Origin of the sequence: Curtobacterium sp. MCSS17_016, from assembly GCF_003234255.2 — a bacterium.
Taxonomy (GTDB): domain Bacteria; phylum Actinomycetota; class Actinomycetes; order Actinomycetales; family Microbacteriaceae; genus Curtobacterium; species Curtobacterium flaccumfaciens.
The window spans coordinates 2,376,126-2,398,144 of the sequence record NZ_CP126254.1; the positions used below are offsets into that span (position 1 = coordinate 2,376,126).

The 22,019-nt window shown below is 70.6% G+C and carries 26 protein-coding genes; 3 read left to right on the top strand and 23 right to left on the bottom strand.

Annotated features, from left to right (window positions below):
- The first annotated feature begins 180 nt into the window (after window positions 1–180).
- On the top strand, window positions 181–2,022 hold the full coding sequence (locus DEJ19_RS11205) for a coiled-coil domain-containing protein (protein WP_111233052.1): 1,842 nt from the start codon (window positions 181–183) through the stop codon (window positions 2,020–2,022).
- 87 nt (window positions 2,023–2,109) lie between these two features.
- Here the strand turns inward: DEJ19_RS11205 and DEJ19_RS11210 are convergent, their stop codons facing one another.
- The 10 genes from DEJ19_RS11210 to DEJ19_RS11255 all read right to left on the bottom strand — a co-directional run bounded on the left by DEJ19_RS11210 (window position 2,110) and on the right by DEJ19_RS11255 (window position 10,916).
- Window positions 2,110–2,859 (bottom strand): alpha/beta hydrolase, encoded by a 750-nt coding sequence (locus DEJ19_RS11210; RefSeq protein WP_111100672.1) that lies wholly within the window; start codon window positions 2,857–2,859, stop codon window positions 2,110–2,112.
- The gene (locus DEJ19_RS11215; RefSeq protein ID WP_110863985.1) at window positions 2,856–3,158 is read right to left on the bottom strand and encodes an Rv1322 family protein; all 303 of its coding nucleotides are present in this window, start codon (window positions 3,156–3,158) and stop codon (window positions 2,856–2,858) included. Before DEJ19_RS11215 ends, DEJ19_RS11210 begins: the two co-directional genes overlap by 4 nt.
- A 12-nt stretch (window positions 3,159–3,170) precedes the next feature.
- A complete protein-coding gene (locus DEJ19_RS11220) occupies window positions 3,171–4,085 on the bottom strand; it encodes an aggregation-promoting factor C-terminal-like domain-containing protein (RefSeq protein ID WP_258377382.1) in 915 nt (304 codons plus the stop codon).
- A 147-nt stretch (window positions 4,086–4,232) separates the two neighbouring features.
- Window positions 4,233–4,781 (bottom strand): DivIVA domain-containing protein, encoded by a 549-nt coding sequence (locus tag DEJ19_RS11225; RefSeq protein ID WP_071406375.1) that lies wholly within the window; start codon window positions 4,779–4,781, stop codon window positions 4,233–4,235.
- Window positions 4,782–4,858: 77 nt separating this feature from the next.
- Window positions 4,859–5,869 carry a phosphatidate cytidylyltransferase gene (locus tag DEJ19_RS11230; protein WP_241660368.1) on the bottom strand — a complete coding sequence of 337 codons (1,011 nt, stop codon included), beginning with the start codon at window positions 5,867–5,869 and terminating at the stop codon, window positions 4,859–4,861.
- Complete coding sequence (frr, locus tag DEJ19_RS11235) at window positions 5,869–6,423, bottom strand: ribosome recycling factor (protein WP_027465871.1); 555 nt, start codon at window positions 6,421–6,423, stop codon at window positions 5,869–5,871. Before frr ends, DEJ19_RS11230 begins: the two co-directional genes overlap by 1 nt.
- A gap of 47 nt (window positions 6,424–6,470) precedes the next feature.
- Complete coding sequence (gene pyrH, locus DEJ19_RS11240; protein ID WP_071406376.1) at window positions 6,471–7,190, bottom strand: UMP kinase; 720 nt, start codon at window positions 7,188–7,190, stop codon at window positions 6,471–6,473.
- 127 nt (window positions 7,191–7,317) lie between these two features.
- The gene (tsf, locus tag DEJ19_RS11245; protein ID WP_027465873.1) at window positions 7,318–8,145 is read right to left on the bottom strand and encodes a translation elongation factor Ts; all 828 of its coding nucleotides are present in this window, start codon (window positions 8,143–8,145) and stop codon (window positions 7,318–7,320) included.
- 88 nt (window positions 8,146–8,233) lie between these two features.
- A complete protein-coding gene (rpsB, locus tag DEJ19_RS11250) occupies window positions 8,234–9,151 on the bottom strand; it encodes a 30S ribosomal protein S2 (protein ID WP_027465874.1) in 918 nt (305 codons plus the stop codon).
- 322 nt (window positions 9,152–9,473) lie between these two features.
- A complete protein-coding gene (locus DEJ19_RS11255) occupies window positions 9,474–10,916 on the bottom strand; it encodes a sugar porter family MFS transporter (protein ID WP_258367097.1) in 1,443 nt (480 codons plus the stop codon).
- Window positions 10,917–11,235: 319 nt separating this feature from the next.
- Here DEJ19_RS11255 and DEJ19_RS11260 point away from each other — a divergent pair, with 319 nt between their 5' ends.
- Window positions 11,236–11,823: a murein hydrolase activator EnvC family protein gene (locus tag DEJ19_RS11260; protein ID WP_181441509.1), complete on the top strand. Its 588-nt coding sequence runs from the start codon at window positions 11,236–11,238 to the stop codon at window positions 11,821–11,823.
- An 82-nt stretch (window positions 11,824–11,905) separates the two neighbouring features.
- On the opposite strand, the gene DEJ19_RS11265 is transcribed toward DEJ19_RS11260, so the two are convergent.
- From DEJ19_RS11265 to rplS, 9 genes are all read right to left on the bottom strand, one after another.
- Window positions 11,906–12,838 carry a tyrosine recombinase XerC gene (locus DEJ19_RS11265; RefSeq protein ID WP_375342291.1) on the bottom strand — a complete coding sequence of 311 codons (933 nt, stop codon included), beginning with the start codon at window positions 12,836–12,838 and terminating at the stop codon, window positions 11,906–11,908.
- A 25-nt stretch (window positions 12,839–12,863) separates the two neighbouring features.
- A complete protein-coding gene (gene dprA / locus DEJ19_RS11270) occupies window positions 12,864–14,099 on the bottom strand; it encodes a DNA-processing protein DprA (RefSeq protein WP_146250645.1) in 1,236 nt (411 codons plus the stop codon).
- Window positions 14,099–15,622, bottom strand: coding sequence for a YifB family Mg chelatase-like AAA ATPase (locus tag DEJ19_RS11275; RefSeq protein ID WP_111233054.1), 1,524 nt, complete (start codon window positions 15,620–15,622; stop codon window positions 14,099–14,101). Before DEJ19_RS11275 ends, dprA begins: the two co-directional genes overlap by 1 nt.
- Window positions 15,619–15,996, bottom strand: a complete 378-nt coding sequence (locus tag DEJ19_RS11280; protein ID WP_258377383.1) for a YraN family protein — start codon at window positions 15,994–15,996, stop codon at window positions 15,619–15,621. Before DEJ19_RS11280 ends, DEJ19_RS11275 begins: the two co-directional genes overlap by 4 nt.
- Before the next feature lie 163 nt (window positions 15,997–16,159).
- Window positions 16,160–16,510: a histone-like nucleoid-structuring protein Lsr2 gene (locus DEJ19_RS11285; protein WP_017888250.1), complete on the bottom strand. Its 351-nt coding sequence runs from the start codon at window positions 16,508–16,510 to the stop codon at window positions 16,160–16,162.
- 117 nt (window positions 16,511–16,627) lie between these two features.
- Window positions 16,628–16,951, bottom strand: coding sequence for a DUF2469 family protein (locus DEJ19_RS11290; protein WP_017888251.1), 324 nt, complete (start codon window positions 16,949–16,951; stop codon window positions 16,628–16,630).
- Window positions 16,952–16,996: 45 nt separating this feature from the next.
- Entirely contained in the window at window positions 16,997–17,704 is a 708-nt protein-coding gene (gene rnhB / locus DEJ19_RS11295; RefSeq protein WP_110863977.1) for a ribonuclease HII, read from the bottom strand.
- Window positions 17,701–18,444, bottom strand: coding sequence for a signal peptidase I (gene lepB / locus DEJ19_RS11300; protein ID WP_027465880.1), 744 nt, complete (start codon window positions 18,442–18,444; stop codon window positions 17,701–17,703). Before lepB ends, rnhB begins: the two co-directional genes overlap by 4 nt.
- A 123-nt stretch (window positions 18,445–18,567) precedes the next feature.
- Window positions 18,568–18,924 carry a 50S ribosomal protein L19 gene (gene rplS, locus DEJ19_RS11305; protein ID WP_017888254.1) on the bottom strand — a complete coding sequence of 119 codons (357 nt, stop codon included), beginning with the start codon at window positions 18,922–18,924 and terminating at the stop codon, window positions 18,568–18,570.
- Between the two features lie 168 nt (window positions 18,925–19,092).
- Between rplS and map the strand changes: the two genes are divergently transcribed.
- Window positions 19,093–19,875 carry a type I methionyl aminopeptidase gene (gene map / locus DEJ19_RS11310; protein ID WP_110863976.1) on the top strand — a complete coding sequence of 261 codons (783 nt, stop codon included), beginning with the start codon at window positions 19,093–19,095 and terminating at the stop codon, window positions 19,873–19,875.
- A gap of 170 nt (window positions 19,876–20,045) precedes the next feature.
- On the opposite strand, the gene trmD is transcribed toward map, so the two are convergent.
- From trmD to rpsP, 4 genes are read right to left on the bottom strand one after another with little or no spacing between them, the layout of a single operon-like run.
- A complete protein-coding gene (gene trmD, locus DEJ19_RS11315) occupies window positions 20,046–20,738 on the bottom strand; it encodes a tRNA (guanosine(37)-N1)-methyltransferase TrmD (RefSeq protein WP_110863975.1) in 693 nt (230 codons plus the stop codon).
- Between the two features lie 5 nt (window positions 20,739–20,743).
- Window positions 20,744–21,289, bottom strand: a complete 546-nt coding sequence (gene rimM / locus DEJ19_RS11320; RefSeq protein ID WP_171907871.1) for a ribosome maturation factor RimM — start codon at window positions 21,287–21,289, stop codon at window positions 20,744–20,746.
- Window positions 21,290–21,308: 19 nt separating this feature from the next.
- Window positions 21,309–21,545: an RNA-binding protein gene (locus DEJ19_RS11325; RefSeq protein WP_017888258.1), complete on the bottom strand. Its 237-nt coding sequence runs from the start codon at window positions 21,543–21,545 to the stop codon at window positions 21,309–21,311.
- Window positions 21,546–21,548: 3 nt separating this feature from the next.
- On the bottom strand, window positions 21,549–21,962 hold the full coding sequence (gene rpsP / locus DEJ19_RS11330; protein WP_027465884.1) for a 30S ribosomal protein S16: 414 nt from the start codon (window positions 21,960–21,962) through the stop codon (window positions 21,549–21,551).
- Window positions 21,963–22,019: the final 57 nt, after the last annotated feature.

The following is a 22,019-nucleotide window of genomic DNA, read 5'->3' on the forward strand; positions in this document are numbered from 1 at the left end:
TCTCTCCCTACCGCGCCGGGGTGGGGATGTCGGCGCGCGAATCAGCGACTCAGGATAGCGAGCAACGCTGGACAGCGCATCAATCCGCGCTGTCGCCGGACTCAGACGACCCGCTCCGGCCGCCACTACAATCGACCGCGGGCCGATCCGGGCCCTCCGCCGAGCACCCAGGAGCGACACGTGGCGAACGACGAGGCCGAGTTCGGGACCGAGCTGCGGGGGTACCGCCGCGACGAGGTGGAGCGTTCGCTGAACGACCTGCGCCGCGAGCTCATCAAGTCGAACAACGACCGCGCCGACGCCGCGAAGGAGATCCGTCTCCTGCAGGCCCGGGTCTCCGAACTGCAGGGCGAGCTCGACGAAGCCGGCACCCCCACGTACAGCGGACTGGGCACCCGCCTCGAGTCCACCCTGCGTGTGGCCGAGGAGCAGTCGACCCGCCTCATCAGCCAGGCGGACATCGACGCCCAGCGCCTCCGTGCCTCGAGCCGTTCCGAAGCCGAGCGCACCGTCCGCGAGGCCCAGGAGGAAGCGCGCGACACCCTCGAGGACGCCCGCACCCGCGCCACCAACGAACTGACCCGCGCCCGCGCCGAGGCAGCCGACACCGTCGAACGTGCCCGGGCCGAGGCCGGTCTGCTCACGCAGGACGCCCGCAACGAAGCCGCCGCGATCCGCGGGGCAGCCGTGACCGAGGCCGCCGAGGTCCGTTCCGTCGCCATCCGCGAGACGAACGCACTGCGCGCTCAGGTCGAGCACGAGGTCGCCGAGCTGCGCGAGATCGCCCAGCGCGAGTCCGCCGACGCCCGCACCGCTGCCGCCGAGCTCGACCGCGAGACCGAGCACCGCCGTTCGGTCTTCGAGGCCGACCACGCCCGCCGCACCGAGGACCTCGACCGCGAGGAGACGACCCGGCGCGAGGCCCTCGAGCGCGAGGTCACCGAGGGCCGCGCCGCCTGGCACCGCGAGCGTGACGAGGAGCAGCAGGCACACGCGCTGGCACTCGAGACCGGTCGCGCCGAACTCGAGTCCGAGGTCACCCGCCGCCGCGCCGAGCTCGACACCGAGGTCGCCGACCGCCGCCGCGAACTCGACGAGGAACTCGCCGCCGCCCGCGCCCAGTGGGACCGCGAACTGGCAGCAGCCCGCACCGCACTCGAGCAGGAGATCGAGGCGGCCCAGGCGCAGCTCCGCGTCGACGAGGAGCAGACCCGCGTCGAGAACGCGCGCCTGGTGCAGGAGACCGCCGACCGGATCGCCCGTGAGCTCGAGGAGCACGACGCCCGGATCGCGCAGGAGCGCGCCGAGGCCGATGCGGCAGTCGAGCGCGCCGTCCGGGAGCACGAGAACGCCATCGCCGCCCGACGCGAGCGCGAGCACGCCGAGGTCGACACCGAGATCGCCGACCGCCGCACCGCCGAGCTCGGGGTGCTCGAGGCCGAGCGCACCGCCCTGCGGCAGGAGATCGACACCGCACGCGCCGCCCTGGTCAAGGAGCGCGACGAGGTCCGTGCCGAGATCGCCCGGGAGCGCGACGAGGCCCGCACGACGCTCGAGTCGGAACTCGCCTCCCGCCGCGACGACGCCGAGCAGGACTACCTGCGGAAGCACCACGAGACGGTCACCGAGACGCAGAAGTACCTGGACGAGGCCAACCTGCAGCTCGCCGAGGCCACGCGCCGCGCGACCGAGGCCCGCGAACGCGCGGAACGCCTGCAGCAGGAGGCCGACGACCTCGAGCGCACCAGCACGGCCGAGGCCCAGGAGCACGCCCGCACCATCGTCGCCGACGCGCAGGACCGGGTGCACCGGATGGTCGCCGACGCCGAGGAGCGCACCGCCGGCGTCATCGCCGAGGCCGAGGACCGCCTGGCGGCGATCCGCACCGAACGCGAAGCCGTCGCGGGCTACCTCGAGAACCTCCGCGGGGTCCTCACGAACGCCACGGGCCTGCTCGGCACGGCACCCGCCGCAGCGTCCGCTGCGGACGCTGACGACGACGTGGACGCGACCGACCGCTGACGGTCCACGGCCTGGAGGCGCGACCCGCGCCTCCAGGCCGTCCCACCTGGTGCAGGTGGCGGGCCGCAGGGCGTCGTACGGACGTGCTCAGACGGGCCAGTGGGTCGGCAGCGGGGCGCTGCCCGGCACGACGAGGTCGGCGATCGCGTCGAGGACGATCCGCACGTACCGCTCCCCCACCCACAGGTGCTTCGCACCGTCGACGGGCACGACCCGGACGTTCGGGGCGAGCGCGAACCGTGCCACCGCGGCCTCGGGCTGCAGGAAGTCGTCGTGCTCGGGGACGAGCGCCACGACCGGGACCCCGACGGCAGCCCAGCGGGCGAGCTCCTCGTCCGAGGTGCGGTGCAGCGGCGGTGACAGCAGGACGACTCCGGCGACCGTGCCGGCCTCGACGTGCTCGAGCGCGTGCTTGAGGATCACCTCGGTGCCGAAGGACCACCCCACCAGCCACGGGGTCGGCAGGCCGCGGTCGACGACCTCGGCGACGGCGGCACGCAGGTCGAAGCCCTCGGACACACCATCGCCGAAGACACCCTCGGACGTGCCGCGCGGAGACGTGACGGACCGGAAGTTGAACCGCAGCACCGCGATGTCGGCGAGGGCGGGCAACCGTGCCGCGGCCTTCTTGAGGACGTGCGAGTCCATGAACCCGTGCGCGGTCGGCAGGGGGTGGAGCGTGACGATGGTCCCGCGAGCCGGGGTGTCGGCCGGCTCGGCGAGTTCACCGACGAGCGTCAGGTGGTCGTCCGTGACGAGCTCGACATCGGTGCGACGGGCCGGCAGCACGGTGGCGGACCGGATCTCGGTGTCGTGCGGCACGTCGTGCTCGGTCATGCGATGCTCCAGCAGTGGTTGTGCCAGTGCCGGCGCGACGCCAGGTCGGCAGCATCGCCGAGCACGCCGTCCGCACGCCAGACCACCACGTGGGCCGTGCCGGGCAGGACGCTTCCGCCGCACCCCGGGCAGATGTACTCCTTCTGCGCCGACGCGGCCGAGATCGGCTGCACCTGGTACTCGCGACCGTGACGGACCTCGGTGCGCTTCCACGAGCTCATCAGCCGGTCGAGGGTGGTCTCCTCGTCAGGCTCGACGTCGCGACCACGGGGACGCCGCGGTCGGTTGCTGCGCGGCACCCGAGCAGCCGATCAGTACCAGTTGTTGGCCTGGCTGTGTCCCCAGGCACCGCAGGGGGTGCCGTAGACGCCGGCGATGTAGTTGAGACCCCAGGTGATCTGCGTCGCCGGGTTGGTCTGCCAGTCGGCGCCGGCCGTGGCCATCTTGCTGCCGGGAAGAGCCTGCGGGATGCCGTACGCACCGCTGGGGTTGTAGGCATTCACCCGCCAGCCGGACTCCTTGTTCCACAGCGAGACCAGGCAGTTGTACTGGTCGGTGCCCCAGCCACGAGCCGTGACCTGCTGCAGGGCGATCGCCTGCGCGCTGCCCGGGTCGGGCGTCGCGGCGGTGGCGGCGAGCGTGTTGGCGGCCGAGACCGGCTGGGTCTCGGTGGCCGCGGCGTCCGCGCTGTCGTCGGTGGTCTCGGCGTCGGCGTCGGCTTCGTCCTCTTCGACGACGGGCTTGACGACCTTCGGGGCCGGGACGGTGACGTCGTAGCCGTCACGGTCGGCAGCGGCCACGGCGTAGGTGCCGTGCGCGGTGTACTGCTGCGGCGCCGGCGGCGTCTTCACGAGCACGGGGGTGTCGACGGCGGCCTGTGCCACGTCGGCCTGCAGCGGGTTGAACAGCGAGCCGCCGACGAACAGGAACACGCCGACGAAGGACATCATCGGGGCGACCGCGCGCTTACGTGCGACGGCGTTCACCGACGACGCGGTGGGCTTGACGAGCTTCGGCGTCGCACGGCGCTGCACCGTCGCGGTGCGCTGCTTCGCGGGACGCTGGTCGGCGTCGACCAGAGCATCGTGGGCGAAGGACGCCACACGCTCGTCGGAGACGCGGTTCGCCGCCACCGACTTCGGCGTGGCGACCGGACCCGTCGCCGCGGGCGCTGCCTGCGGGCTCACCCCGAACGCCGACGTCTCCGTCGTGCGGGTTCGCTGCATTGCCGCGCGGCGCTCACCCGAAGCCTGGAGGCTGAGGTGCTCGCGGGTATCGCGGTCGGAGCTTGAGTCTGCCGTGTGCCTGCCCATGAGTAGGACCAGGGTAACGGAACGATCACGGAAAGCGAAGCACCTGGGGACAGCGCGTCGTCACCGGACAGCGAGCATCACTTCGACGACGGCGTCGAGCAGGGCGTCGACCTGCGCCTCGCGGTACCCGCCGTGCTTCGGGCGGAAGACGATCGAGCGGACCTCGGTGAGGCTGAGCGGCTTGCCCTCGCGGAAGTACCCGGCCAGTCGGGCGGCGAACGCGTCGACGTCCTTCGGGTGGTAGCCGGTGCCGAGCACGCTGACCCGGCTGAACCGCTGCCCGTCGGGCCGCTCGAGCCGCGCCACGACGTCGGAGGCCTTCGTCCGTGCCTCGGCGTACCAGGCCTTCTTGCCGACCTCGCTCATCTCCCGCTCACGCTCGCGGGCCGCGAAGGCGTCCTCGAGTCGCTCGAGTGCGGCGTCGACGTGCGACGTGGAGTAACCGCCCTTGCGCATCGAGAACGCCGTGGCGCGGATCTTCGCGGCCTCGATGCCGGGGGCGCTGTCGTCGGCGGAGTACGCGCGCCGGGCGTCCTCGAGGAAACGCTCGACTTCGTCGACGTCGTAACCGAGGGCGGAACGGGCTGCGGTCGGGAAGGTGGTGGCCACGGCGTCATTCTGCCAGTCCCCGACCGTGGCACAACCTGGACGCGCTGAGTGCGGCGTTCAGCCCGGCCCGACAGCGGTCAGTGGTTGACGATCAGGTACAGCACGTAGGCGACGGCGGCGGACGGCAGGATGCTGTCGATGCGGTCGAGCAGGCCGCCGTGTCCGGGCAGGAACGACGAGATGTCCTTGATGCCGAGGTCGCGCTTGATCATCGACTCGGTCAGGTCGCCGAGCGTGGCCGAACCGGAGATGAGCACACCGAGCAGGACACCGGTCCACCAGGGCAGCCCGAGCATGAACACGGCCACCAGGATGCCGACGACGATGCTCGCTGCCACGGACCCGGCGAAGCCCTCCCACGTCTTCTTGGGGCTGATGCGGGGAGCCATCGGGTGCTTGCCGAGGTTCAGCCCGGTGGCGTACGCACCGGTGTCGACCGCCACGACGACGAGGATGAACCCGATCACCCAGAGGTTGCCGTCCGGCTGGGCGGACAGCAGCACGACGCACGCGCCGAGCAGCGAGATGTAGGCCTGCACGAACAGCCCGTTCGTGAGGTCTCGGGCGACGTTGCCGGCCGGGGGCTTCTGCCGCGCGACGGCGACCTCGAGCAGTCGCCAGACACTGATCAGGACGATGCCGCCGAGCAGGGTGAACAGCGCCGCGACCTGGCCGAGCAGGAACGCCGCCGGCACGATCGCGATCGCGACGGCGACGCTCGGGATCCGCGGGACGTCGCGGCCGGCGAACCGCATCGCGCTCGTGAGTTCGTAGACGCCGACGCCCAGCAGGAACGCCGCGACGACCATGAAGGACGGCGGCCAGAGGAGCAGCGTGCCGAGCATCACGACCGCGAACGCGAGCGCGATGCCGATCGCCGCCGGCAGGTTGCGCCCGGTCCGCGCGGTCAGCGCTTCGTTGCGCGCGCCGAAGTCGGCCTTGCGCTGGCGGAGCTGCGCCTCGAAGTCGGTGCGCGCCGCTCGTGCGCGCGCATCGAAGTCCTGACGGAGCCCCTTCTTCACGGGCCCGCTCGACGCGGGCCCGTGCTCTGCTGTGGGGCGGTCATCGCCCTGGTCGGAGCGACGCATCAGACCTCGAGGAGTTCGGCTTCCTTCTTCTTCAGCGACTCGTCGATCTGGTCGACGTGCTTCTTCGTCAGGGCCTCGAGGTCCTTGTCGCCGCGCGAGATCTCGTCGTCGGAGATCTCACCCTTGAGTGCGTCGAGGTCGTCCTTGGCCTTGCGGCGGATGTTCCGGACGACGACCTTGTGGTCTTCGCCCTTCGTCCGGACGAGCTTGACGAACTCCTTGCGGCGGTCCTTCGTGAGCTCCGGGATCGTCACGCGGACGATGTCGCCGTCGTTCGTCGGGCTGGCGCCGAGGTTCGGGAACGTCGCGATCGCGCGCTCGATCTCCTTGAGCGCCGTCTTGTCGTACGGCGTCACGATGAGCGTGCGGGCCTCGGGCGTCTGCAGCGACGCAAGCTGCGCGAGCGGCGTCGGCGTGCCGTAGTACTCGACCGGGATCTTCTGGAAGAGTGCCGCGTTGATGCGGCCGGTGCGGACGGTCGAGAAGTCGTCCTTGGCGACCTCGACAGCCTTCGCCATCTTCTCGGTGGCTTCGGTCAGGACATCACTGATCACGGTGTTACTCCTTCGGTACTGGCGTCGAGTCTAGTCAGCGCCGGGGGTCAGTTGCTGACGACGGTGCCGATGCGCTCGCCACGGATCGCGGCCTGGACGTTGCCGTCGCCCTCCATGCCGAAGACGTGCATCGGCATGCCGTTGTCCATGCAGAGCGAGAACGCGGTGGCATCGACGACCTTGAGGCCCTTGAGCAGCGCGTCCTGGTAGGTCACGTGGTGCAGCTTCTCGGCGGTGGCGTCCTTCTTCGGGTCGGCGGTGTACACGCCGTCGACGCCGTTCTTGGCGACGAGGACCTCGTCCGCCTTGATCTCGAGCGCACGCTGCGCCGCCACCGTGTCGGTGGAGAAGTACGGCAGTCCGGCACCGGCGCCGAAGATGACGACCCGGCCCTTCTCGAGGTGCCGCTCGGCGCGCCGCGGGATGTACGGCTCCGCGACCTGGGTCATCGCGATCGCGGACTGCACGCGGGTCGCAGCGCCCGCCTGCTCGAGGAAGTCCTGCAGCGCGAGTGCGTTCATCACCGTGCCGAGCATGCCCATGTAGTCGGCGCGCCCGCGGTCCATGCCGCGCTGCGAGAGCTCGGCTCCGCGGAAGAAGTTGCCCCCGCCGACGACGATCGCGATCTCGACCTCGCGCGCGGCGACGGCGATCTCCTTGGCGATGGTGCCGATCACGTCGGGGTTCACCCCGAGGGAGCCAGCGCCGAACGCCTCTCCCGACAGCTTCAGCAGAACGCGGCGTCGTCCGGTCTTCTCGTCGGTCATCTGGTCCGCACCCTTCGTCGTGGTCTCGTGGAAATGTACTCGCGGATGTGTCGCGCGCGTGTCGTGCCGGCGCGCGCGAAAAACGGGGCCAGGAACCTGGTTGGTTCCTGACCCCGTCACGGGTTCGTTACGCGCCGACCTTGACGCGGGCGAAGCCCTGGATCGTGATGCCGGCGTTCTCGGCGGCCTTCGCGACGGAGATCTTGTTGTCCTTCGCGTAGTCCTGGTCGAGGAGCGACACCTGCTTGATGTAGGCGTTCACCCGGCCCTCGACGATCTTCGGGAGCGCAGCCTCGGGCTTGCCCTCTTCGCGCGTGATCGCCTCGACGGTCGCACGCTCCTTCTCGATGGCCTCGGCCGGGACCTCGTCGCGGGTCAGGTACGTCGGGTTCGCGAACGCGACGTGCTGGGCGATCGAACGTGCCTCGGCGGCGTTGTCACCCTCGTACGCGATGACGACGGCGATCTGCGGCGGCAGGTCCTGGCTGGTCTTGTGCAGGTAGATCTCGAAGGCCGAGCCCTCGACACGGCGGACCGTGCGGACCTCGAGCTTCTCGCCCAGCGCGGCAGCCGACTCGTTGACGACCTCGAGGACGGTCTTGCCGTCCAGCGGTGCGGCGTTGGCGGCAGCGACGTCGGCGGCACCGGCAGCGGCGACCGCGCCCAGCACCTTGTCGGCGAGGGTCGTGAACTTCTCGTTCTTCGCGACGAAGTCGGTCTCGCTCGCGAGCTCGACGACCGTGGCGGCGCCGTTCTCGGAGGTCGCGACGACGACACCCTCGGAGGTGGCACGGTCGTCGCGCTTGGCGACGGCCTTGGCACCCTTGATGCGGAGCAGCTCGACGGCCTTGTCGTAGTCGCCGTCGGCCTCGACGAGCGCGTTCTTCGCGTCCATCATGCCGGCGCCGAGGTCCTCGCGGAGCTTCTTCACGTCAGCAGCGGTGAAGTTTGCCATTGACTGGAGTCCTTTCTGGACTGTACGTGTGTGGAGAGTGGAGTGCAGTCGGGGCGCCGGACCCGGTGGGGTCCGGCGCCCCGGCGACTCACTCGGCGGGGGTGGTCTCCGCGGCTGCCTCGGCCTCGGCCGTCGGCTCCGCGTTCTTCGCCTCGTCGGCGATCGGCTCGCCGATCTCCTTCGCGGCGACCTGCGCGTCAGCGTCGTTCTCCTCGACGGGGGCGGCGGGCGCCTCGGTCGTGGCGGCGGTCTCGCCACCGAGGAGCTCCTGCTCCCACTCGGCGAGGGGCTCGCTGGCCTCGTCCTCGTCGCCACCGTTGTGGCGGGTCTTCAGGCCCTCGGCCGCGGCGTCGGCGACGATGCGGGTCAGGAGGCCGACGGAGCGGATCGCGTCGTCGTTGCCCGGGATCGGGTACGTGATCTCGTCGGGGTCGCAGTTGGTGTCGAGGATGCCGATGATCGGGATACCGAGCTTCTGCGCCTCGTCGACGGCGAGGTGCTCCTTCTTGGTGTCGACGATCCAGAGCGCGCTCGGGGTCCGCGTGAGGTTGCGGATACCACCGAGGGTCTTGTGGAGCTTGTCCAGCTCGCGCTTCTTGATGAGGAGCTCCTTCTTGGTGAAGCCCTTCGTCGTGTCGTCGAAGTCGATCTCCTCGAGCTCCTTCATGCGCGCGAGGCGCTTGGAAACCGTCTGGAAGTTCGTGAGCAGACCGCCGAGCCAACGCTGGTTGACGTACGGCTGGCCGACGCGGGTCGCCTGCTCGGCGATGGAGCCCTGCGCCTGCTTCTTGGTGCCCACGAAGAGGATCGTGCCACCGTGCGCGACCGTCTCCTTGACGAAGTCGTACGCGCGGTCGATGAAGGCCAGCGACTGCTGCAGGTCGATGATGTGGATGCCCGAGCGCTCGGCGAGGATGAAGCGCTTCACCTTCGGGTTCCACCGACGGGTCTGGTGTCCGAAGTGGACGCCGCTGTCGAGCAGCTGGCGGATGGTGACGACGGCCATGTGCCGTCCTCCTTCTGCGTTCTCGGCGCGCAGCCGTGCTCTCGCACGTCGCTGCGGACCTGTTGCGGTTGTGTCGATCACGACCGTCGGTCGTGGTCCCTGGTGTCCTGGCACGCGACCGCCCGCTCGTGAGAGCGGGACCGGTGGTCGGGTACCGAGCCCGTGAGGGCCTGGTGGACACGCGAAGTCAGCGCGCATCAGCACGCTGCTGGATAGATGCTAACAGAAGGGAGGCCCGGATCACGCGCGCCTCGCGGCTGACGTGATCCGGGCCTCCTGTCCGGCGATCCGTGCGGAACGGACGCGGTACGCGACCGGCCGATCAGGCCTTGGCGTCCACCGTGTCGCCGTCGGCGGAGATGCCCATCTCCTCGAGCGAGCGGCCCTTGGTCTCCGGGATCTTGGCGATGACGAAGAACAGCGACAGCAGCGCGAACAGCGCGTAGATGCCGTAGGTGACCGTCAGGTTGAAGCCGGACAGCACCGGGAACGAGATCGTCACGATGAAGTTCGCGATCCAGTTGGCGGCCGAGCCGATGCCGAGCGCCGTGGCACGGATGCGGTTCGGGAACATCTCGCCGAGCAGGACCCACATGAGCGGACCCCACGTGGCGCCGAAGGACACCACGAAGAGGTTCGCGAAGATCAGCGCGATGACGCCCCACGAGCCGGGGAGGCTCGGGCTGCCGTCGACGATCGTCGCCTGCGAGAACGCGATGGCGACCATGGTGAGCGAGACGAACATGCCCGCGGAACCGGCGACGAGCAGCGGCTTGCGGCCGACCTTGTCGACCAGGAAGATCGCCACGAAGGTGACGGCGACGTTGACCACCGAGGTGATCGTGGAGATGAGGAACGAGTCCTCCTCCTTGAAGCCGACGGCCTGCCAGAGCGTCGTCGAGTAGTAGAAGATCACGTTGATGCCGACGAACTGCTGCAGCACGGCCAGGATGATGCCCACCCAGACGATCGGCTGGAGCCCGAAGCGGTTGCCCCGGATGGAGCCCTTCTTCTCGTTGGCTTCCTTCTTGATGCCGTCCTGGATCTCCTCCAGGCTCGTGTTCACGGTGTCGCGCGGGACGATCTTGCCCATCACGACGCGCGCATCGTCAGCACGGCCCTTGGTGAGCAGGTAGCGCGGGGACTCCGGCAGCGTGATCGCCAGGACGCCGTAGACGACCGAGGGGATCACCCCGACCAGGAACATCCAGCGCCAGGCGGCCAGGCCCCAGACCTCGGCCGAGGCGCTGCCCGCGGTGACGGCGAAGAGCTGATCGGACAGGAGCGCGGCGAAGATACCGAGCGTGATCGCCAGCTGCTGGAACGAGGCCAGCCGCCCGCGGATCGCCTTCGGGGAGACCTCGGAGATGTACGCCGGTGCGATGACCGAGGCGGTACCGATGCCGAGACCGCCGACGAGACGCCAGATCACGAGGTCCCACGTCGCGAACGCGAACGCCGAACCGATCGACGAGACGAAGAACAGCACGGCGGCCCAGAACATGATCCGGGTGCGGCCGTAACGGTCGGCGAGGCGGCCGGCGAAGTAGGCGCCGAACGCGCAACCGATCAGGGCCGATGCGACCGCGAAGCCGCTGGCCGCGTCGGAGAGGTTGAACTCGCCCTTGATCGCGTCGACGGCGCCGTTGATGACGGACGAGTCGAAGCCGAACAGGAAGCCACCGACCGCCGCCGCGATGGCGAACAGGGTGACCTTCCCCTTGAACGCACGGTCTTCGCCGTGCCCGGTGGTCGTGGTGGACACGATGCTCCTGGGTTCTGCCGCCGTGCAGTTGTGCAGCACGGTGCCCCGGCGGTCGGCTGGTTCGCCGTCCGAGCGGCGTTGCGTGTTCCGGAGCGGCCCCGACTGTACTCCTCGCTCGGGATCTGGTCATAACCGGGGCGTGATCGGGACGGCGCGGGGCTTGCGCGCCGACGCGGAACGACACTGTCGCCGTCGTACGACGTCGGTTCTGTCGTTTCCGTCCTCGGCACGTTCCTCCCCAAGCCTGGAGGCGCGACTCCCCCTCCACGGATCGCCCACGCCCGCCCCGGGGCCGGATTCCACCGCCCAGGCTGGGGACATGCGATCGAACGCACGTCCCGTCCTGCTGTCCGTGGTGTGCGCGGCGGTGCTGAGCGTGACCGTGCTGAGCGGGACGGTGCTGGGCGGGACGGCGGTGTTCGGTGCCGTGCCGTCGACGGGAGCCGGGGCGTCGGTGCGCACTGCGATCGACTCGGGCCGGGTCGAGGCTCGCTGGGTCTGGCCCACCGGATCGCGGGTGGTCGAGCGCGCGTGGGAAGCACCGTCCTCGGACTACGCCTCCGGCCACCGGGGCCTCGACGTCTCGGCAGCCCTCGGCAGCACTGCCTCGGCGGTGGACGACGGCACCGTGGCGTTCGCCGGCCCGGTCGGCGGCCGCACCGTCGTGACGATCGACCACGGCGACGGGCTGGTCAGCACGCTCGACTCGGTGACACCCCTGGTCGCCGCCGGGGACGAGGTCGTGCAGGGCGCGCCGGTCGGGCGCGTCTCGGTCGGGCACTGTCCGGCGTCGGCACCGTGCCTGCACCTCGGTGCTCGCGTCGACGGTCGCTACGTCGACCCGATGGCGTACCTGCCACCAGCCGAGTGGCCGGTCCTCCTGCCCGAGTCGGCCTGGCCCGGATGAGCGAAGCCCCCCCCCCCCGGAGGCCGACCGAAACTGACCGGAAACTGACCGGGCACCGACCGGGACGCACGTCGGCCAGCCGTCAGGCGCGCGGGTGCGCCGTCCGGTAGACCTCGCGCAGCCGGGCCGACGACACGTGCGTGTAGATCTGCGTCGTGCCGAGGCTGGCGTGACCGAGGAGCTCCTGCACCGCGCGCAGGTCCGCTCCCCCGTCGAGCAGGTGCGTCGCCGCGGTGTGCCGGAAGGTGTGCGGCCCGCTCGGGCCCTCGCCCGGCAGGTCACCGAGCAACCGCGCCACCACGCGGTAGGCACTGCGGACGCCGAGTCGGGCGCCACGGTCGCCGAGGAACAGCGCCGTGCCTGCCGGTCCCTCCGCCCGTGCTGCGAGGGCGGGCCGTCCGCGCTCGAGCCACGCCTCGAGTGCGTCCCGTGCCGGCACCCCGAACGGCACCACGCGTTCCTTTCCGCCCTTGCCGAGCACCCGCACGGTCAGGCGTCCGCGATCGACGTCGGTCACGTCGATCCCGACGAGTTCGCTGACCCGGATGGCCGCGGCGTACAGGAGCTCGACCAGGGCCAGGTCCCGCAGCGCCGCCGGGTCGTCCGTCGCCGCTCGGGCACCGAGCCCGTCGAGCAGGGCGCGCACCTGGTCGGCCGACACGACGCGGGGAAGGTGCGCCCCGCCCTTCGGTGCACGGAGCCGGACCCCGGCGTCGGTCGTCGTCACCCCGGTCTCGCTCGCCCAACGCGTGAACGCCCGCACGGACGAGGACCGCCGAGCGATCGTCGACCGGGCGAGCCCCCGGTGGTCGGCGTCCCACAGCCAGTCACGGAGGAGCTCGAGCTCGACGTCGGCGACGCGGTCGACCCCTCGGGTGTCCGCGAAGGCCACGAGCTGCTCGAGGTCGTTGGCGTACGCGCGCAGGGTCTGCTCGCTGAGGCCCCGCGCGTGCCGGGCATGCCCGAGGAAGGCGTCCACCGCCATCACCAGTCGACCGTCCGTCCGCGCAACCACGACGTCAGCGTACGGCTGTCGACCGTCATGCCCGCCCCCACCCGCCGCCGCTCGCGACGACGAGTCCCTGCAGCTGCGCCAGGGCGAGCGCGTCGGCGACGTCGGCCGTCGACATGCCTGCCCGACGGGCGATCTCGGCTTCGGGCAGAGCGCGACGACCGAGCGCGTCGAGCACCCGGAGCACCTCGGGGTCCTGCCGACCGGACAGGAGCGGTTCGTCCGGCACCGCTCCCCCGCTCGTCCCGGTCGCCGGTCTCGCCGCCGCGACCGGATCGCCGGGGTGCACGACGATCTGCGCCCGCCCCTGCGCGATGAGCCGGTGGCACCCGACCGATGCCGAGGACGCGAACGCTCCCGGGACCGCGAACACCGGCCGGCCGAGCTGCGCTGCGTGGTGGGCCGTGTTGAGCGCCCCGGACCGGGCACCCGCTTCGACCACGACCGTGACGTCGGCCAGCGCGGCGATCAGCCGGTTCCGGGCGAGGAAACGCCACCGCGTCGGTCGCGTCCCCGGTGCCGACTCAGCGAGCAGCGCCCCCTGCCGCGCCACGTTGTGGAGCAGCTGCGCGTTGCCCACCGGGTAGAGCTGGTCGATGCCACCCGCCAGGACGGCGACCGTGGGCGTCCCGGCGGCGACGGCGACACGGTGCGCCACCGCGTCGATGCCGTAGGCACCCCCGCTCACGATGAGGAATCCCGCGTCCGCAGACGTCGAGGTGATCTCCGCCGCGGCCTCGGCACCGGCCACCGTGTTCGCCCGGGACCCCACGACGCCCAGCGCCGGCGTCCCGTCGCCGAGGCGCGCACCCGTGCTGCGCGTCCAGAGGACCACCGGGGCGTGCGGCCCGAGGTCGTCCATCGCGGGCGGCCACCCGTCGCTCTCGGGGACCAGCAGTCCGGCTCCGACCGCACCGGCCGCCGCGAGCACGTCGCCCACCTCGACAGCGGCCAATCGGGGCCGCCAGCGTTCCACCGCGGTCTGCAGCACGCCGAGCAGCACCGCTGGGTCCTCCGCACCCGGCACCTCGGCGTCGACGCAACATCCCAGCAGCGAATCGAAGTCTCCGTCCGCGGCGAGCAGCACCGCACCGAGCGCACGTTCCGGTCCGAGGCCGGTGAGGAGCTCTCCGGCGACGGAGTCCCCCGGTTCGACGATGGCCGACCAGGCGACCCGTGCCGCGGCCTGCACCGGATCCACCGCGGCACCGCTCCGTCCCAGCAGGCGCGCCACCGTGTCGAGGAGCTCCGTGCCCGCCAGCATCACAGCGCGCTCCGCAGGGCCAAGGCGCCGCGGACGTGCGCACCCGTGGGCCGCTCCACCGCGTCGAGGTCGGCGAGCGTCCACGCCAGTCGCATCACACGGTCCCACCCGCGCATCGTCAGGGTCCCGAGGTCGAGTGCGCGGTCGAGGTCCGCCGTCGACCCGGGTTCGATTCGCCCCTCGGCTCGGAGCCACGTCCCGGTGACCTCGGCGTTGCGCGTCCATCCTGTGCCGTGCAGTCGCTCCGCCATCCGGGCTCGTGCTGCCGCGACCGCCGCACGCGCCAGCGCCGTCGTCGGGGTGCTGCCGTCCGCCTCCCGCATCCGACCCGTCGTCACCCGGGGCACCAGCACCCGGATGTCCATCCGGTCGAGCAGCGGCCCGGACATGCGGCCGAGGTACCGGCGGACGGTGCTCGGTGAGCACTCGCACGGCTGCCCGTGCGCACCACCGGCGTTGCCGCACGGGCAGGGGTTCGCCGCCAGGACGACCTGGCAGCGTGCGGGGAACTCGGCCGCTCCCGCCGCACGGTGGATCGTGATCCGCCCGGACTCGAGCGGTTGCCGGAGCGCGTCGAGCACGGCCCGCGGGAACTCCGGCGCCTCGTCGAGGAACAGGATGCCCCCGGTGGCGCGCGACACCGCTCCGGGGCGCAGGACCCCGGACCCACCGCCGATGAGCGACACCGCCGACGCGGAGTGGTGCGGGGCTTCCCACGGTGGCTTCGTGCTCCACGACGCGGGGCCCAGCCCAGCGACGGACCGGACTGCGGCGACCTCGAGCGCGGTCTCGTCGTCGAGGTCGGGCAGCAACCCGGGCAGCCGTTCGGCGAGCATGGTCTTGCCGGCGCCCGGCGGCCCGAGCAGCAGGGCATGGTGTCCACCGGCCGCCGCGGCGATGAGTGCTCGGACGCCGACCGGGTTCCCCACGACGTCCGACAGCTCGGCTACGGGACGCGGCACAGCCGTGACCGGGACCGGCAGCACCGGGTCGACCTCGACCGTCGGTAGGAGCGCCCCGGCGTCGATCGCCGCCGCCCGCAACGAGTCCACGCCCCGGATCCGGACCCCGCCGACCACACGGGCCTCGGTCAGGTTGCCGACGGGCAGCACGACGCGGTCCACACCGGCGTCGCGCGCGGCGATCAACATCGGGATCACGCCGGGGACCGGACGCACCCGCCCGTCGAGGCCGAGCTCGCCGATGTAGACGATGCGCTCCGAGACGTCCGGCGCGAGACCGGCACCGGCGAGCACGGCCATCGCGATGGCGAGGTCGAACCCCGAACCGCGTTTCGGGATCGCCGCCGGGGTCAGGTTCACGGTGATCCGGCGGGCGGGCAGCGGGCACCCCGCGTTCTCCGCCGCGGATCGCACACGTTCCCGTGCCTCACCCAACGAGGTGTCGGGCAGACCGATGATGCTGAACGCCGGGAGCTGACTGGTCAGGTGCGCTTCGACCTCGATCCGCCGACCGGTGACCCCGAGCAGCGCGACCGCGGCAGCGCGCCCGATGCCCGTCACAGGACACCAGCCAGGTGCTCGACGACCGTGCGGGGCCCGTCGACGTGGACCGCGACGACGTCCACCCGGACCGCGCGCGCCGAGACCCCGGGATGCGCGTCGAACCACTCGGGCACGAGTCGCCGCATCCGGGTGAGCTTCGCCGCCGTGATCGCCTCGAACGGGTGACCGGTGGCGGCACCGGAACGGGTCTTCACCTCGATGAAGGCGAGCGTGCAGGAATCCCACGCGACGATGTCGATCTCACCGCGCGCACATCGCCAGTTCCGCTCGAGCACGCGGAATCCCCGGGCTTCGAGCCAGGCCACCGCTCGCTCTTCACCGAATCGTCCGAGTCGGCCGTTCCGGAGCGACCGCCCCGGTGCTCGTTGCACGTCTTGTTCCATGTCGTTGCCTCCACGACAACGATCTCCGGAACGCACACACCGTTCGGCGAACTCGGAGAGTCTGTGGAATCAGTGCGGACGAATTGCCCCTGTGGAGGAAAGAAGAAGGACCCGGGCGATCGAGATCACCCGGGTCCCGCTGCGACGAGCGTCAGTGCGCTGCTGCGTAGGCTTCCTGCACCTGCGTCGAGATGCGCCCGCGGGAGGAGACCTCGTACCCGTTCTCCTTGGCCCACTCGCGGATCTTGCCGAGTTCTTCGGAGTTGCCGCGCTTCGGGGCGGACTTCGGCGCGGACCCGCCGCCGGTGCGACGACCGGAGACCTTGCGCGCTGCGGCGATGTAGTCGGAGATCGCCTCGCGGAACTTGTCGACGTTGTCGTTCGACAGGTCGATCTCGTACGACGAGCCGTCGAACGCGAATTCGACCGTCCGGCCTTCACCGGTGGTGATGGGGGAATCGTCGAGGTCGTCGACGAGCTGGACGGTGACCTTCTGTGCCATGGGGTGCTCCTGTTCGTGGGGCGGTTATTTCCCCATCAGAATAGCGCGCACATTTCCCTGGCGGTCCGGATCAGCGGCGATTCACCGAGAAAGAAGCAGGAGAAAGGAAATTGACGATCACTCGTCGAGTGCGAGTTCCTTCGGCAGTTCGAGTTCCCGCGTCGTGAGTTCCTCGACATTCACGTCCTTGAACGTGAGTACCCGGACACCCTTGACGAACCGGTCGGAACGGTAGACGTCCCAGACCCAGACGTCGTTCATCGTCAGTTCGAAGTAGAAGTCGTGCTCCGTGTCACGGCGCACGAGTTCGACCTCGTTCGCCAGGTAGAAACGGCGCTCCGTCTCGACCACGTAACGGAACTGCGACACCACGTCGCGGTACTCGCGGTACAGGGCCAGCTCGACCTCGCGGTCGTAGTCGTCGAATTCGTCCTCATCCATTGCGCCCACAGTCTACGGCGACGGAGGCCCGTGCGGACGACGGGCTCAACCGGCGAGGGCGTCGAGTTCGTCGAACCCGTCCAGCGCGACGCTCGAGGCCTGGTGCAGCCACGACTTCCGGTGCAGCGCGTGCGCCCCGATCGCCCGGATCGCGTCGTAGTGCGCCGTCGACCCGTAGCCCTTGTTCGACACCCACCCGTAGTGCGGAGCCTCGTCGTGCGCGGAGATCATGAGCGCGTCACGAGCGACCTTGGCCACCACGGACGCCGCGGCCACCGAGGCGCAGTCGCGGTCGGCCTTGACCCGGACGACGACCTCGAGCGGGTCGGCGGCCGGACGGAGCGACGCGGGCAGCGCACGGCTCAACCAGTCGAACGAGCCGTCGAGCACCACCACCGCGCCGTCGAGGGACACCCCGTCGGCGACCAGGGAGCCGAGCGCCTGCGCACCGGCTGCACCGAGAGCGGGCACGATGCCCTGCTGGTCGACGAAGTCCGCCGAGGCCATGCCGACCGCCGTGCGCGCCCAGCGCTGCACGACGGGCACGAGGTCGGTCCGGCGCGCCTCCGACAGCAGCTTCGAGTCCGCGAGCCCCTGGGGCACACGACCGATGTCGAGCGTCACCGCGGCCACACCGACGCCGACCGGACCGGCGATGGCGCCACGGCCGACCTCGTCCATGCCGATGACCGTCACGCGGCCCTCGGCGAGCAGACGTTTCTCGAGCCGGAGCGACGGACGGACGGCGGTCACTCGTCGCGCTCCTCCACGCCGGCGAACACCTCGGGGTGGTCGTCGAGCCACGTCCAGCGGCTCGCCGGCCACGAGATGACGAACGCGCGACCCGTGACGTCGGACATCGGGACGAAGCCCTTCGACGGGGTGTCGCCGTTGTACCGGGAGTCCTTCGAGTCGTTCCGGTTGTCGCCCATCACCCAGATGGTGCCCTTCGGCACGGTGACCGAGAAGTCGGTCGCCGAGGCCGGGGCGCCGGCGGGGAGCTTCAGGTACGGCTCCTTGATCGGCACACCGTTCACCGACATCTGCCCGAGGTCGTTGCAGCAGGACACCTTGTCACCGGGCAGACCGATGACGCGCTTGATCAGGTGGTCGTCGCTGTCACCGGTGCCGAGACCGACCTGGGTCAGTGCCCAGTCGATGGCCTTCGCGGGCTGGGTGTCCGGCGTGACGCTCGGCACCTCGGACCCGGTGAGCCAACCGCCCGGGTCCTTGAAGACGACGACGTCTCCCCGCTTCAGTGCCACGGCGCCGGGGACGAGCTCGTTCACGATGACGCGGTCGTTGATCTGGAGCGTGTTCTCCATCGACGCCGACGGGATGTAGAACGACCGGATCAGGAACGTCTTCACCAGGAACGACACGAGCAGTGCCGCGATGAAGATGATGACGAGGTCGCGGAGGAATGTGAGGACACCGTTCCGTTGCTTCTCGGCACGTGGCCTGCGCCCGGAATCCTCTGTCGTGTCCGTCATTTCCGCTCTCGTTCGAACCACTGACTCCCCGCAAATGGGGAGAGCCCCCCGTCGATGCACAACCGTACATGGACGAGGGGCTCGCAGCGGCGTCCGGCTCGCGGACGTTCACTGTGAAGGCGATCAGGCGTCGCGCTTCTCCTTGATCTTGCGGCGGGCCGCCTTGCCGCGGAGCTCGCGCAGGTAGTAGAGCTTCGCACGACGGACGTCACCCTTGGTGACGATCTCGATGTGGTCGATGATCGGCGAGTGCACCGGGAACCAGCGCTCGACGCCGACCTGGAAGCTCACCTTGCGGACCTTGAAGGTCTCGCCGATGCCGTGGCCCTGACGGCCGATGACGACTCCCTGGAAGACCTGGATACGCGAGCGCGTGCCTTCGATGATGTTGACGTGCACCTTGATGGTGTCGCCGGGACGGAAGTCCGGGACGTCGGTACGCAGCGATGCTGCGTCGACGTTGTCGAGGAGCTGGCTCATGGTGGGTTTCACTCTCTGCGGACGCGCACGGGTCGCCGCGGATCGAAGGTTCGGAAAGTGGTGGTGCGTGCCCGGTGTCGGCGACTCCCCCGTGGCAGAGTCCAGCCAGGGCACAGCGTTCAATACTGCCACAGAGAGCGCTGGAGACAAAACGACGAGGATGGACCCATGATCGAACTCCGCACCCCCGCCGAGCTGGACGGACTGCGCGTCGCCGGCCGGTTCGTGGCCGACGTCCTGGACGAGCTGCTCGAGACCGTCGACGTCGGCGTCAACCTGCTCGACCTCGACCGCGTCGCGGCCCGGATGATCGCCGAACGCGGGGCGGAGAGCTGCTACGTCGACTACCACCCGTCGTTCGGCATGTCGCCGTTCGGCAAGAACCTCTGCACCTCGGTCAACGACGCCGCCCTGCACGGCCTGCCGCACGACCGTACCCTGCAGGACGGCGACCTGGTGAGCCTGGACTTCGCCGCGAGCGTGGACGGCTGGGTCGCGGACTCCGCCGTCAGCGTCCAGGTCGGCACCCCGCGCGACGAGGACCAGGCACTGATCGCCACGGTCGAACGGGCACTGGCCGCCGGCATCGCCCAGGCGGCTCCCGGCAACAAGCTCGGCGACGTCTCGCACGCCATCGGTCACGTGGCGCACCAGGCCGGTCACGACGTGAACCTGCAGTTCGGCGGGCACGGCGTCGGTCGCACGATGCACGGGGACCCGCACGTGCCGAACGACGGCCGTCCGGGTCGCGGCCTGAAGCTCCGGCCGGGTCTGGTCGTCGCGATCGAGCCGTGGCTCATGCAGACCACCGACGAGCTCTACCAGGACGACGACGGCTGGACGCTGCGCAGTGTCGACGGATCGCGTGCCGCGCACGTCGAGCACACGGTCGCGGTCACCGAGGCCGGCCCCGAGGTCCTGACCCTGCGTCGCGCCCAGCGCGACCAGTAGCGAGCCTGGAGGCGCGGCACCAGCTGGCACCGCACCTCCAGTCCGTCACGCGTCGCCCCCACCCCACGGAAGCGTCAGATCTCGCGGCCCGCGGACCGTCACAACAGCGAAAGCGACAGATCTCCGCGGATGTTCCGCGGAGATCTGTCGCTTTCGCGAGACGGGTGACTCTACGCGTCGGGCAGCAGGTCCGGACGGACGCGCCGCGTCCGCTCCAGCTGCTGCTCGTGCCGCCAGGCACCGACGCGGGCGTGGTGCCCGCTGAGCAGGACGTCGGGGACGTCGAGGCCGCGCCACGACGCGGGCTTGGTGTACGAGGGGTACTCGAGCAGGCCGTCCTCGTGGGACTCCTCGACCAGCGACTCGGGGTTGCCGACGACGCCGGGGACGAGTCGACCGACGGCCTCGATCATCGCCATCGCGGCGACCTCGCCGCCGTTCAGCACGTAGTCGCCGAGCGAGAGCTCGACGACGGTGGCGCGCGACGACGCCCACTCGAAGACGCGGGCGTCGATGCCCTCGTACCGCCCGCAGGCGAACACGAGGTGCTCCGACGTCGACGCGAGGGACCGCGCGATCGACTGTGTGAAGGGCGTGCCGGCCGGCGTCGGGACCACCAGGGTCGACGAGCCGTCGGGGCGGAAGAGCGCCTCGAGCGCCTGCGCCCACGGCTCCGGCTTCATCACCATGCCGGCGCCACCGCCGTACGGGGTGTCGTCGACGGTGCGGTGCCGGTCGGTGGTCCACGATCGCAGGTCGTGCACGTGCAGGTCGAGCAGCCCGCCGGAGCGGGCCTTGCCGAGCAGGGACACGTCCAGCACGGAGAAGAACTCCGGGAAGATCGTGACGATGTCGATCCGCACGGGGACTAGTCCGTGACCGTCTCGGGGCGCGAGGTGTCCTCGGGATCCTCGAACAGGCCCTGCGGCGGCGTGACCGTGACGGTGCCGGCCGCGATGTCGACCGCGGGCACGATGGCCGAGACGAACGGCACGAGGACCTCGCCGCGGGACGGCGTGTCGATCGCGAGCAGGTCCTGGGCGGGCATGTGGTCCACACGGGCGACGGTGCCGACCTCGACGCCGTCACGCAGGACCTTCAGCCCGACGAGCTGGTGGTCGTACCAGGCGTCGTCCTCGCCGGTCTCGGCGTCGGCGTCCTGCTCGACCCAGAGGATGATGCGGGCCAGGGACTCGGCCGCGGTGCGGTCGTCGATCCCGGCGAAGAACGCGACGGGGTGACCGTTGTACCAGCGGAGTTCGTCGAGCTCGAGGGTCTTGCCCGACCACGGTGAGTCGTCGGGGACCTGGAGCGTGAAGGTGGCGCCCGGGGTGAACCGACGATCCGGGTCGTCGGTGTAGAGCTCGAGCTTGATGCCGCCCTTGAGCCCGTGCGCCTTCGTGATTCGACCCACCCGGAGCTGGGTCGTCTCCCTAGGAATCGGTGTCCACCACGTCGACCCGCACGCGCTTGCCGTCGGCCAGGGCCGTGACGAGCGTGCGGAGCGCCTTGGCGGTGCGCCCGGCGCGACCGATCACGCGGCCGAGGTCCTCGGGGTGCACGCGCACCTCGAGGACCTCGCCGCGTGGGGAGGTGGAGCTGGCGACGCGCACGTCGTCAGGGTGATCGACGATCCCCTTGACGAGGTGCGTCAGCGCGGATTCGAGCAAGGACTACGCCTCGGTCGTCTCGTCGGCGGTCTCGGCGTCGTCGGCCTTGGCGGCGGGAGCCGTCTTCTCCGACTTCGGCTTGAGCACGGCCTTCTTCGAGGAGTCGACCTGGAAGGCCGGCTTCGGCTCGGCGACCTTGACCTTGGACTCGGTGTCCTTCTCGCCCTTGAACTTGGCCCAGTCGCCGGTCAGCTTGAGGAGGGCCGCGACCTGCTCGGTCGGCTGCGCGCCGACGCCGAGCCAGTAGAGCGCACGCTCGGACTCGATCTTGATGACCGAGGGCTCCTCGGTCGGGTGGTACTGACCGATCTCCTCGAGGACACGACCATCGCGCTTGGTGCGCGAGTCGGCGACGACGATGCGGTAGTAGGGCGCACGGATCTTACCGAGACGCTTCAGACGGATCTTGACAGCCACAATTGCTCCTGTTTGCTTTCGTTGTGGTTGAACTGGAACCGCGGGCGTGGGGGCACA